Source organism: Sphingomonas sp. LH128 (assembly GCF_000293195.2).
Taxonomy (GTDB): Bacteria; Pseudomonadota; Alphaproteobacteria; order Sphingomonadales; family Sphingomonadaceae; genus Novosphingobium; species Novosphingobium resinovorum_A.
Window position 1 is genome coordinate 1 of record NZ_ALVC01000106.1, and the last position, 12866, is coordinate 12866.

The 12866-nt window shown below is 63.3% G+C and carries 9 protein-coding genes; 6 read left to right on the plus strand and 3 right to left on the minus strand.

Features of this window, described 5'->3' with window-relative positions:
• A partial coding sequence (locus LH128_RS34445) for a hypothetical protein (RefSeq protein WP_327195120.1) occupies positions 1-184 on the plus strand: 184 nt, incomplete at its 5' end.
• Positions 185-765: 581 nt separating this feature from the next.
• Here the strand turns inward: LH128_RS34445 and LH128_RS08875 are convergent.
• Positions 766-1776 (minus strand): LacI family DNA-binding transcriptional regulator, encoded by a 1011-nt coding sequence (locus LH128_RS08875; RefSeq protein ID WP_008829279.1) that lies wholly within the window; start codon positions 1774-1776, stop codon positions 766-768.
• 145 nt (positions 1777-1921) lie between these two features.
• On the opposite strand from LH128_RS08875, the gene LH128_RS08880 reads away from it, so the two are divergent.
• On the plus strand, positions 1922-3097 hold the full coding sequence (locus LH128_RS08880) for an MFS transporter (RefSeq protein ID WP_037518655.1): 1176 nt from the start codon (positions 1922-1924) through the stop codon (positions 3095-3097).
• Here LH128_RS08880 and LH128_RS08885 read toward each other — a convergent pair.
• Positions 3091-4185: a nucleoside hydrolase gene (locus LH128_RS08885; RefSeq protein WP_008829281.1), complete on the minus strand. Its 1095-nt coding sequence runs from the start codon at positions 4183-4185 to the stop codon at positions 3091-3093. The two genes, LH128_RS08880 and LH128_RS08885, sit on opposite strands and share 7 nt — an antisense overlap.
• Before the next feature lie 251 nt (positions 4186-4436).
• Here LH128_RS08885 and LH128_RS08890 point away from each other — a divergent pair, with 251 nt between their 5' ends.
• Both LH128_RS08890 and LH128_RS08895 read left to right on the plus strand, forming a co-directional pair.
• On the plus strand, positions 4437-7370 hold the full coding sequence (locus LH128_RS08890) for a TonB-dependent receptor domain-containing protein (RefSeq protein ID WP_008829282.1): 2934 nt from the start codon (positions 4437-4439) through the stop codon (positions 7368-7370).
• A 50-nt stretch (positions 7371-7420) separates the two neighbouring features.
• Positions 7421-8434 (plus strand): esterase-like activity of phytase family protein, encoded by a 1014-nt coding sequence (locus LH128_RS08895; protein WP_172705004.1) that lies wholly within the window; start codon positions 7421-7423, stop codon positions 8432-8434.
• Between the two features lie 22 nt (positions 8435-8456).
• Here LH128_RS08895 and LH128_RS08900 read toward each other — a convergent pair whose 3' ends face one another.
• A complete protein-coding gene (locus LH128_RS08900) occupies positions 8457-9497 on the minus strand; it encodes a nucleoside hydrolase (RefSeq protein ID WP_037518658.1) in 1041 nt (346 codons plus the stop codon).
• Between the two features lie 660 nt (positions 9498-10157).
• Between LH128_RS08900 and LH128_RS08905 the strand changes: the two genes are divergently transcribed.
• Both LH128_RS08905 and LH128_RS08910 read left to right on the plus strand, forming a co-directional pair.
• Positions 10158-12500: an ATP-dependent nuclease gene (locus LH128_RS08905; RefSeq protein WP_037518661.1), complete on the plus strand. Its 2343-nt coding sequence runs from the start codon at positions 10158-10160 to the stop codon at positions 12498-12500.
• A partial coding sequence (locus tag LH128_RS08910; protein ID WP_008829286.1) for an AAA family ATPase occupies positions 12497-12866 on the plus strand: 370 nt, incomplete at its 3' end. The genes LH128_RS08905 and LH128_RS08910, both read left to right, overlap by 4 nt.

The following is a 12866-nucleotide window of genomic DNA, read 5'->3' on the forward strand; positions in this document are numbered from 1 at the left end:
TGTCCACGTGAATGATCTTCCGGACTTCGGTATCGGCCATGCGCCGGGCATATCACACTTAGAACGTAATGAGAACATTATACCGGGTCATCGTCGGATTTGCGCGATCGGTCAGGCCGAAGAGCATGGGAACAGCAAAAATCGGCCTGCCGAGACCTGGGGGCGAAAATCCGAGACCGAATGACCGCAAATGGTAGCATGCAGCGAAATCTGCAACTTTGTGCTCGGTCCAACTTTAATTGTCGGGGCCGGGAATCTGAACTGAGTGCTCGGTCCGGTCTCGAGAATTTACCGAGGAAGGCGGAAGTTCCCATGCGGTTGGACGGCTGTTTCGGGCGCTGTGACTCAGACCAAGCAGTTAGTCCGGTCAGGAGGAGATGCTCCGCCAAGCCGAGATTGATGGCACATATTCCTTGGCGGCCGCCCCTCCCCATATCTCGAACACGCGCAGTGACGACTGCTACGCCCTCGAACCTGCCACTAACAAACCCAATGTCGATGAGTGAAAGCTTCTCTCGGGCTAGCCTGACTTGCGGAGTCAGCGAACGGCTTAATTTAGCCAGGAAAGCCTCGAATGAACGGTGCGCTTGGATTTGGGCACCGCACCAACCCCGAGATCGGCGCGACCCATGCCAGACTTGGCGTTCCAATACGAAAACGTCGAGCCTCTGACGCAATCGAAAGTCCTCGTTCCTTCTGCTGGCCCTTAGCGACAAAATCTTCGGTACTTCGTGAACCATGGCAGGTGGCTCGGAGAGCCATTCATCACGGTGCTTCGCCGACGGTAAGACGATCAACCCGATTCCCGGTCGACTCCCGCTCGATGAAACAGACTTCCAGCGTCACGCGCTTCGCCGGTCTTTCCGGATCCTTGATCCTGGCCAGGAGCAGATCAACCGCTTCCTTTCCTAATTCTTCGAGTGGCTGCCTCACGGTGCTGATCCCGGGGAAAGTGACAGAGCAGAACGGCAGGTCGTCATGGCCGATAATCGCCACATCGTCTGGAACCGCGAGGCCTGCCTCGCGTGCTGCGTAAAGGGCGCCGAGCGCCATGAGGTCGTCACAGCATACGATGACATCGGCCTCGGCTCCCCGGATCGCCGCCACCGCCTCGTCCGTCAGACGCATGTCGAACGGGTGACGCACCTCCCAGGCGACAGGTATCATCCCGGCAACGAACTCCAAGAAGGAATCCCTGCGCTGCTGTGCCACGGAAATGTCCTGCGGGCCGGATATCAGGCCAATCGAACGGTAACCAGCCCGCAGCACATGATCCGCGACCAGCTTACCGCTCAGACGGTAGTCTGCGACGACATTGTCGCGGCCGGGCAGCCAATGGTCGATGACCACGACCGGCTTGGACACCGAGCTCCCTGCTATCACATCCTCGGACGTCGCCGGGCACCACAGGATGCCGTCGACGCCCGCGAACTCGACCTGCTCGATCCGCTCCCGCTCGTCTACTCCATCGCCGGTATCGACGAGCAGCATGGCATATCCGGCCTCGCGCGCGGCCTCGGATATGGCCTGCGCGAGTTGGGGATAATAGGGATTGCGCAAGTCGGGCGTGACGAACGCCAGCGTGCCGGATCTCCCGGTCCGAGTGGCCTGCGCGGCACGGTTCGGCCGATATCCGAGATCCTTGACGGTCTTGAGCACGCGCCGACGCACATCGTTACTGACGCCGGGACGATCGTTCAGACTGTTCGAGACCGTTCCGATTGAGACGCCTGCCTTTCGAGCGACGTCCCTGATCGTGATGCGCGGCTGCTTCACCGTGTAATTGATCCTCGCTGGCTCCCGCACGCATCGGCGGAAGAACTCTCTTCACGATAGGGGCCGCCGCGGGCATTAGACAAGCGCAACCCGCCCGAAAGCGGGGCGACGAACTGCATTGATCTTAAAATGACCGGATCGACCGATGGCGACAGCGACACAGGCAGGCGATGGACGGGTGCGTGGCCTATCGCTGGTCTACCCGGCATACTACGGTTACCTGGGCATCGTGACGCCCTACATGCCGCTCTGGCTCGCGGATCGCGGGTTCGCGGGACCCGCAATCGCATTCGCCGGGGCAATCGTGATGATGGCGACGACTTTCGGGCAACTGGCGCTTCCAAGCACGGCGCTCAGGCTCGGACTCCGCCGATTGACGATTTTTGTCGCCTTGCTGGCGATGCTCCTTACGGCAGCGATGGGAGCGGCCCATGCGCAAGGCTCGATCCTCGTGCTGGCCGCCGCGTCGGGCGTCTTCTGCGGTGCTCTGCTGCCGTTGCTGGACGGAATGGTGCTTTCGTTTCCGGACACGAACTGGGGGAGACTGCGTGCCTGCGGCTCCCTCGGCTTCGCTGCCTCCGGCATCGCGTGCGGATTTGCTATCGACAGGTTCGGCGCATGGACGGTGATCGCGGCCGAGACGTTCATGCTGGGCCTCGTTCTGTGGGGAAGCGCCGGGGTTCGTTCGGCGCTAGCGCACGTCGCCGCCACGACCGATCTTTCGCCCCGGCGCGGTCTTGGCGTTCTCGTCGTACGCAAGGATGTATGGCTGCTGATGCTGGCGGTCGCGCTCGTCAATTCCGGCCACGCCTATTACTACACTTTCGCCAACCTCCACTGGATGGCCGTCTACGGTGCCAGTGCGAGTTCGGTCGGCCTGCTCTGGGCCATCGGCGTCGGAGCGGAGGTGGCGGTGCTGGCCTTCTGCAGCGGCTCCGCCGATGTGCCGCCTTCTCTGCAGCGATCGGTGAAGCTGCTGCTTGCCGGAGCGGCCGCAGGGGTACTGCGGTGGTCGATCAGCGCTCTGGACCCGCCCTTCGGCACCCTGCTGGCCGCTCAGTTGCTGCACGGTTTCACGTTCGGTGCGACCATGGCGGGCGGCATGCAGGCCTTGCGGACGATCGTGGCACCAAACCAGTTGCCTGCAGCCCTCGGCCTGTTCGCGGGGTTGGTGCATGGTATCGTCATCGGTAGCGTGACGCTGCTGATCGGCCGCTGGTCGGGGCCGGCCGACACCGGCGGCTTCTGGTTCATGGCCATCGTCTGCCTGCTGGGAGGCGCATTCGCCGCGCAGTTCGGCAGGGTAGCCCGCCGTCAGTGATCTCGCCGCGGAGAAACCGGGCGCGATAGACCCGCGAGGTAGAGATCGATCAGCCGCGCCGAATCCACCCGCGTCACGATCGTCGCCGGACGATAACCCAACGGCACGACATCGCGCGCCTCGACCGGCCACGTCCGCGTCCGTCCGTAAGTCGCATCGTGATCGACCGACACCGCCACGAAAGCCCGGACGGAATCACGCACGACCGCAGGATCGACGATCAGCGCCGCGCCGAGTTGCGACCATAGCGGCATCCCCACCGAGGCATTGTCGGTGGCATAGCGCCCTCCCGGAGTTTCGATCTTCGCCATACGGGCCCTGAGCGCAGGCGTCAGCTCGGTATGATCGGAAGCATGCCCGAGCAACACCAGTTCGCGCCAGGGAGCCGTCGTCACCACATCGGCCGCCTCCGGATCGAACAGGAAGTTGAACTCCGCCGCCCGGCTGCCATCGTCATGGGCCGATATCGCGGAACTGCCCTGGACGATGATCCGGCGCACGAGCCCCGCGAACTCGGGATCCTGCCGGACCGCAAGGGCAATGTTGGTCAGCGGCCCCTCGGCGTAGATCGTGACTTGTCCGGGATGGCGATGCACGGCATCGATCATGAAAGCGATCGCGCTCTGCGACTGGGGCTTAAGCCTTGGCATGCCGTCCGCAGGGGCCGTGATCCGAAAGGGGTCTTCGGCGTGGGCGGCGGCATCGCGCGCGATATCGTTCCAGGCCCCGCTCCAGTAGGTCTTGCCATAGCGGCTTTCCCACTGCGCATGCCGCGCCGCGCTGTTCACCAGCGGCAGCACTGCGCCGTTGTAGACCGGGATATCCACCGCACCCACGATCTCAAGGAAACGCAGCAGGCTCGCCACGCCCTCGTCCCGCCAGCAATCGCCGCTGGTGGCGGTCAGCCCGAGCACCCGGACGTTCGGATCTGCCAGCAGCATGAGCAGGGCAGGCTGCGATACGTAGCCGGAGCCATGTGTGCCGAGGCTCCAGTCATTGTCATATATGACGTATTCCGGGGCCGATTTTGGCAACGAGGTGCCGGCCTGCGCCGCAGCGATCGCCGGCTGGCACGATGCCGCCAGCAAGGTTAGGAAAATTCTTATAAAACGATTCATATGATTTTCCGAGCGACTGTGATGAGGAAATGCTGAGAATTACCGCTATGTCAGATTTTCCACCGTCATCATATTGACTAAATCGTTTTTTATGACACCCCTGTTTGAAGGGATTGGCACGGTGAAGTCGGAGATTCTCGACCCGCCGGGCATCAGGCAGAATCGGGCCGCGCGAGCTTCGATCACGCCGAGAGGGGCCTGAAGCTCATGAGGGGTAGATTATGACTGTTCGCGCATGCCTGTTTTCATCTGTCGCACTTGGCGCCGCTCTGAGCGCCATCGTACCTGCCGCTGGCCATGCGCAGGGCGTCCCAGCCGATAGCGAGATATCCAATGACATCGTCGTCACCGGCAGCCGCGTCCGCTCGCCTGCGGTGACCGGCGGACCTCTGGTCGCCGTCGACGAGACCTCTATCGCGCTGCAGGGGTCGCCCACCGCCGATACCCTGCTTAATGCGTTGCCACAGGTCTCGGGCAGCAACACGGCCGGGCAGTCGACGTTCGGAACGCCCGGCATCGCCACCGTGAACCTGCGCAAGCTGGGCCCCAGCCGTACACTCGTACTGATCGACGGCCGCCGCCTCATGCCGGGCGATCCGACGCTGCCGGTCGCCGACCTCAACTTCATTCCCACCGCGCTCGTTACTTCGGTGGAGACACTCACGGGCGGCGCCTCGACCGCCTACGGGTCGGATGCCGTAGCCGGCGTGGTCAACTTCAAGCTGCGGCGCGACCTGGAGGGCCTCCGCCTCGACTATCAGGTCAGCGCCTACCAGACCCAGAACGACAACAAGGGGGCGCAGGACAAGCTGCGCGCCTTCGGCGTCGAGGTGCCCGAGGCTGGATGGGACGGCTGGACCCACGACGTCAATCTGGCGGCGGGCCACAACTTCGCCGATGGCCGGGGGAATGTCAGCGCATACTTCGGCTACCGCAATGCGCAGCCCGTCGGCGCGATCGACCGGGATTTCGCCGCCTGCGGCATCGGCACGGTGAGCGGTGCCTCGCCGTTCGACACCCATGTCTGCACCGGTTCGGGCACCAACGCCTATGGTCGTTTCCGCACTGGCGGCACCGGCGGCGGCCTTGCCGCGAACCCGGACGGGACGGCGACCTTCGTGCCCTATACCGGCGCGCTGGCCTACAACTCGGCCAAGGAGAACTACCTCCAGCGGCAGGATGAGCGCTACACGGCGGGCCTGCTGGCGCATTATGAGGTCAGCGATGCGATCGAACTCTATACCGACGTGATGTTCATGCAGGACACCACCCGGGCACAGATCGCCCCGGCCGGGATCGTCGGCAACCGCACTTACACCATCAACTGCGACAACCCGCTGCTGAGCGCTTCGCAGGCGACTGCCCTGTGCGGCGCCAATGCCGGGAGTGCAACCGCCGTGTGGTCGGGCACAATCGCCAAGCGGCTCGAGGTCGCCGGTCGCCAGCGGTATTACGACGTGCGGCACCGCCAGTGGCGCGGGATCGTCGGCGCGCGCGGCACGTTCGCGCCGGGGTGGAGCTACGACGTCTATGGCCAGTACGGCCGCGTCGAATACGCCAATGATGCAACTAACGACGTCTCCGTCAGCCGGGTGCAGGACGCCCTCCTGGCGCGTAATGTGGGCGGCACGGTGCAGTGCATCTCCGGCAATGCGGGTTGCTCACCGCTGAACATTTTCCAGCTCGGCCAGGTATCGCCCGAGGCTGCCGATTACGTCTTTGCCAGCGGTCGCACGACCGGGCGGGTCACCCAGAAGGTTGCCGCAGCGACGATCAACGGGGATCTCGGCACGATCGGCATCTCCAGCCCGTTCGCACGCGATCCGGTCGCGGTGGCCTTCGGTGTCGAGTACCGGGAGGATGCGATCCACCTCTCCCCCTCGGCCAACCTGCTGAGCGGTGACCTTGCCGGTTTCGGCGCCACCGCCCCGGCGCAGGGCAGCACCAACGTCAAGGAAGGCTTCGTCGAACTCGTCGCCCCGCTCGCGGGTGACATGCCGTTCATCCACCGCCTGACCTTCAACGCCGGCTATCGCCATTCGAGCTACAACTACGCCGGAGAGGCGGACACCTTCAAGCTCGGCCTCGACTGGTCGCCCAGTCCCGACCTGACCTTGCGCGGCGGCTTCAACCGGGCCATCCGCGCGCCCAACGTGGTCGAACTGTTCGCCCCGCAGGCGCTGTCGTCCGCCTCGATCACCGACGTCTGTGCGGGCACCTCGCCCACCGGCAGCCAGGCGCAATGCAGCAACACCGGCGTCACTGCCGCTCAGTACGGCACCATCGCCGAGTGCGCCTCCAACTTCTGCACGACGCTGACCGGCGGCAACCTTGCGCTGCGCCCCGAAACTGCCGACACCTGGACCATGGGGCTGGTTCTTGCCCCGCGCTTCGCCCGCTCGCTGGTTCTCACGGTCGATTACTACGACATCAAGGTCCGCAACCTGATCGGTACCGTGGCACCGACGCTGGCCTATTCGCAGTGCCTTAACAACGCCGATCCGTTCTTCTGCTCGCTGATCCGGCGTGACGCCAACGGTAGCCTTGCGACGACGGGCGGTTACGTCGCCGCCACCAATGTCAACACCGGCTATCTCAAGTCGAGCGGTATCGATGCCACTCTGGCCTACGGCACCGATATCGGTGCGGCCGGCAGGCTGCTGTTCGACGCCAACGGCACCTGGACGCGGGACCGCAGCATCTCGCCCCTGCCCGGTCAGGCGTCCTATGACTGCGCGGGACTGTTCGGCCCGACCTGCGGCTCGCCGACGCCAAAATGGCGCCACGTCGCCCGCCTGAGCTATCAGACCCCTGGCAACGCCACGGTCTCGCTGGCCTGGCGCTTCGTCGGTGGCTCGAAGGTCGACATCAACGACGGCAACCCGGTGTTCAGCGGCGCGACAGGCGGCGCCCGCGATATCGCCGATGCTCGCATCGGCGCAGCGAGCTACTTCGACCTGACCGCCAGCGTGCCCATCGCCGATGGCGATTTCGTGCTGCGCTTCGGCGTACGCAACATCGCCGACCGCGACCCCCCGATCGTTGACAACTTCAACCTCGGCGTGAACGCGGATTACGGCAACGGGAATACCTTCCCCGCCCTGTACGACACCCTGGGCCGCACTGTGTTCCTGGGGCTGACCGCCAAGCTGTGAGGAAACGCGTGCCCGTTCGTATCGAAAATGCAGCAAGCGCAGGATGTATCTTGAGCGGACTGGTACTCCTCCTGTCGGCTTGCGCCATGCCGCACCCGCATTCTGGCGGCGTTACTGCCGGAATGGGGGTGCAGGTGTCCGCACAGCCCGCGTCGATCGGGACGCTCGACCTCGGCCCGCACCTCCGCTTCATGGGTGCGGTGGACCTCACGTCGGACGACGCACGGTTCGGCGGTTTATCCTCGCTGCGCTGGGCTGCCGGTCGTCTTCATAGCCTCAGCGATCAGGACGGAACATGGTATTCCTTCCGCCCGGTCGAACGCGGCGGCGTGCTGGTTGGAGTGGACGAAGTCCGCTCCACCAGCCTTCAGGACAGCGACGGTGCCCCGCTGATGGGCAAGGTGCGCAGCGACGCCGAGGCGATCGACTTCGTCGATAGCCCGTGCCCGGCCGCTTCCTGCAAACCACAAGCGGTGCTCGTCACACTGGAGCGAGATCACCGGGTACTGCGCTATGCGATGCGCCGCGGCCTTCCGGTCGGCACCCCCGAGCGGTTGCACGGGCTCGATACCTGGCTCTCTCGCCAGCCGGACAATGAGGGCATCGAATCCCTTGCCAGCACCGATGGCGAGACCCTGCTCATCTCCGAGGGCCTGCGGGCACCGGACGGGCAGGCCAGCGCGATGCTGGTCCGTCCCGCGCTCGGCACCGGCGCGGTCGCGGGGAGCATACCGCTGTCCGTCCCGGCGCCCGGCGATCACCGGCCCAGCGACCTGGTGGCCCTCGGCGGCGGACGCTACATCATGCTGCGCCGAAGCTGGAGCGAGCGACAGGGCTTTTCGGTGATGGTCGAAGAACTGGTGCTGTCCGAAAGCTCGGACGGCGTGCAGGCCCGGACGCGCCAACTCCATACATTCGCCCGGCCTGATATCTCAGAGAACTTCGAAGGCGTGGCGATCCGCCGCGAGGGCAACCGAACGTTCCTCTACATGATCGCGGACGACAATTTTGATCCGGGATCACGAACGATCCTCGCCAAGTTCGCTCTCGAAGGCTTGTCCTGAACTGTATCCTCGCGTTGCGCCGTCAGCGCCCTGGCGCGAGGGAAGCGACGTATTGCCGCTCCAGCCTTTCCCGGTCGACCGCCTCGATCACGCGGACCCGGCGTGCGGTACGAGGCGGCGTGCGCCCCGCACTCCACACCCGTGCGCGCCCATAGAACAGGCCCTCGGCGATATCGACGTCCATCGCCAGATCGCGCGCGGCGGCTACGAGCGACGGATCTGCGATGATCGCCGCGCCTACCGCATCCCATAACGGCATGCCGGGCGTCAATCGGCGCAAGGCGTAGGCCGACAATACCGTCTTTTGAGCATCGATGCGCGCAAGCAGATCCGGTGTCACTACGATCGCATCGGCAAGATCGCCGACCGACGTGATGCCGGACCAGGGCGCGGACAGAACGACATGGGCCGCTTCGGGATCGAACGCAAAGTTGAAATCGGCATCACTTTCTCCTTCAGCGTCAAAGGCGCGGATGTGCCCACCATCAAATACCAATGCCTTCGCCAGCTTGGGGATTTCCGGATCCAGGCGAATTGCCAGCGCAATGTTCGTCATTGGTCCCGCGGCGTATATCGTGACCTGATGCGGATGCTCCCGAACCATGCGGACAAGAAAGGCAGCCGCGCTTTGGGCCACGGCTTTCGTCTGCCTCGGCAAGGGGGCTGGAAGGCCATATGCATGCGGATCGTCGGGGTGATAGCGCCCCGACTCGTCTGCAGCGTTCCACGCCCCCTTCCATGCCAGCGCGCCGCGCATAGGTTCCGCCGCAGCCATCCGATCCGGCGTGTTCACCAACGGATACATAGCCCCCGACGCGACGGGAATTTCTGTGCGGCCGATCACTTCCAGATCCGAGAGGGTCGCAAGGGTCGCCTCCTCGCTCCAGCAGTCGCCGGTCACCGTGGTGAGCCCGATCACGCGAACATTGGGCGCCGAAAGCAAAGGCAGCACCGGCGTGATCTCGCAGAAGTCATTATCGAAAATAACGAGTTCCGGTGCGGTGCCCTTGGCTACTGCGACCGATGGAGAGGGCACTGCTTGCATGAGGACACCTGCCGCCATCGCTAACAGACGGGCGATAGTGCTCGTAGCGAAAAAGTGGGAGTTCACGGCTTTACGAACTGAGTTCAACGAATTCGGACCAGGCAAAGTACCCCCCAAGCCTTGCATTCCAACATTACCTGTCGGCGCACTGTACCGCGCGAACGGACCAGCCGCATTTGCACTGAAACGTTTTAGTTCCTTTCTGGCGGCATATCAATGGATCAAGTCGTACGCCGGCTAGCAAACGCTCGGTAACCTCGGCTCGGATTTCCTCTTGGAGCAGATCGCAATTGGGACTTTCGGGAATGTCGGCTTCAGAAACACGGACCGACGAAAGCTGCCACTCACAGCTCATAGACAACCGAGCGCCGAGGGTTGCAATGCGCCCCAATTCAGTCGTTCAGCTTGGCCCATAGCGATCCTGAAACTTGCCATTCGCTCAGCTCGATCGGAACGCTCGATAACGTGCGCGTTCGCGACTATCGCTAGGGAGGGTCGCCGAGTGGATAGCGGGCGTTGCCAACCGAGTCTTATACCTGTCATAGTCATGATGACATCATCCAATCTGAACGCAATATCCACAATATCCATGCTCGCCCGGCGCCAAGAATGGAACTAGGATTGACCTAATTGGCGGTCTGCGCGAAGTACCGGCATGACGCGAACCGGGGGATAAGGATGCATTTGAAGAAGCTGGCTATCCGCAACTTTCGCAGGTTGCAGGACGTCGTTATCGATTTCGCTTCCGATATCTCCATTTTCGTCGGCGCCAATAACAGCGGAAAGACCTCGGTCGGGCACGCGCTTCAGCTGTTCACCGGGCATGGCCGCTTCAGCATCCATGATTTTAGCGCGGAGTTGTGGTCGAGTATCATCGCATTCGGCGCAGGTGAGGAAGGCGCCGCGCTGCCGACCCTCGAAGTTGATATCTGGCTGGAGATCGGCGCCGAGGACGTCCACCGGGCGATCGATCTGCTGCCGAGCCTCGCGTGGGATAGCACGCTTGTCGGGATGCGCGTCGCTTATACTCCGATCGACCCGGAGGCAACGCGTGCCAGATATGCCGAGGCCCGCGAACGCTCTCTCGCTGCGGTCGACAAGGACGAGCATGATGTGCCGGTGTTCGACCCGGCGCCGCGTCACCTTCGCGATTACCTGCGCGAGCATCTGAATGACGAATATGAGCTACGCTACTTCATACTCGATCCGGCGAAGTTCGATGCCAACATGGTCGCCGAAGTCGGCTATGTCCCGGCATCGCTCGCCGGCCGCGATCGCAGCGGGCGCGAAATTTTAAGCGGCATTCTCCGGATCGATTTCCTCAATGCCCAGCGCCATTTGTCGGATAGTCCTGGCGGCGCCCGCGCGGAGGACCTGTCGCGCGTGCTCAGCCGTTTCTACGGTCGCAATCTCGAGCAAAAGGGCGAGGATCTCGACGCCCTTCGCGCCCTCGCCGCATCCGAAGTTTCGCTTAACCAGCATCTCGAGCGCGTGTTCGAGCCGACTCTAAGGAGCCTCGCCAAGCTCGGCTATCCCGGGCTGTCGAACCCGCGGATGATGATACGATCGGCGCTCGATCCGGCGCAGATTATGAGCAGCCGCGACGGCGCGCTGGTCCACTATGCGCTGGGTCCCGATGATGGCGCACCCGACCCGCCGACGCTGCCCGACCGCTACAATGGTCTGGGATTCAAGAACCTCATCTTCATGGTGGTCGAGCTTCTCGATCTGCACGCTCAGTGGCTTGCGATTGAGGAGAACCGCCCGCCGGTCCATCTGATCTTCATCGAGGAGCCCGAGGCGCATCTCCACGCCCAGTTGCAGCAGGCCTTCATCCGCAAGGTCATGGACATCCTTTCACTCAAGGGCGCCGATCGCACCGCCTATACGAGTCAGGTAGTTGTCACCACGCATTCGACTCATATCCTCTATGAGCGCGGCTTTCAGCCGATCCGCTACTTCCGGCGTAGCCGGGCAGAAGCGACCTCGACTTCGGACATCCTCAATCTCTCCGTCTTCTACGACAGCACGGATGCCGATGTTCGCACCTTTCTCGAGCGCTACCTCAAGCTCGCGCATTGCGATCTTTTCTTTGCGGATGCTGCCGTGCTCGTCGAAGGCAATGTCGAACGATTGCTCCTGCCGCAGATGATCGAAACCGCCGCGCCGCGGCTCCAGTCGAGCTATCTGACGATCCTCGAGATCGGGGGCGCATTCGGCTATCGATTTAAGGCGCTGATCGAATTCCTTGGTCTTACCACGCTCATCATCACCGACCTCGACAGTGTCTTCGGTCCGCTGGATCAGCTGGAGGCAGGTGTCGAGGGGGCTGCAACCGCAGGAGACGGCCCTGTGCAGGCGGTTGGGGACGCCGCCGTGGTGGACGCGGATGACGAAGACGAAGACGAAGAGGCGACCGATCAGCTGCCGCTTGAAAAGCCGGGCAAGGCCTGCATCGCCGGACATCCGGGAGCTGCAACCTCCAATCAAACGCTTCTGCAATGGCTTCCGAAATGCGGTACCGTCGCAGAGCTGTGGGAGGCGACCGCCGACGACAAAACACAGGTACGCGCCAACGACAACGACGCCCTTGTGCGCGTCGCCTATCAATGCCGCACCGATGTGACTTGGGGCGGCGACACGCTTTCGTTGGCAGGCCGTACGCTCGAGGAAGCGTTCGCGCTCGAGAATCTCGACTGGTGCCAGCACAAGGATCGAAAGCCGCTCCAGCTCCGCATCGCCAAGAATGATGAGAAGGATCTCTGCGAGTTGGCCAACCGCATTCACAAGCGCGTTCAGGCGAAGAGCTTCAGCAAGACCGACTTTGCCCTCGCATTACTCGCCGAAGACCCCGCAACCTGGGTTGTGCCAGAATACATCGCTGCCGGTCTTCGCTGGCTCGAAGCTGAAATCGCACCCCCGGACCCAGAGCCCGACGACGAGGAAGGCGCGGAAGGTGTGACCGGCGGCGGGCCCGACGCCCCTGCCGCGCTCGAGCCGGATGGCGAGGTTGCCGCGTGACCAGCCGGATCGGCAGCCCCGACACGCCGGCGGACATCGAAGTCCGCGCCTGCCTCGATTGCAAAGTCCCGCGTTCGTTCGTGATGGTCGCGGGTGCCGGCTCGGGCAAGACTACTTCGTTGATCAAGGCACTCGATCACCTTGCCCGGACCCGAGGTTCGGCGCTGCGCCGCGCGGGACAGCAGATTGCCTGCATCACCTATACCGAGGTGGCCGTCGGCGAGATATCCGAAGATGTCGGTGTCTCGTCACTGTTTCACATCTCCACGATCCACAGTTTTCTGTGGTCGGTGATCCGTCCGTTTCAAAGCGATATCGCGACCTGGGTCGGCATCCGCATCGAGGAGAAGATCGCCGAGCGCCGCG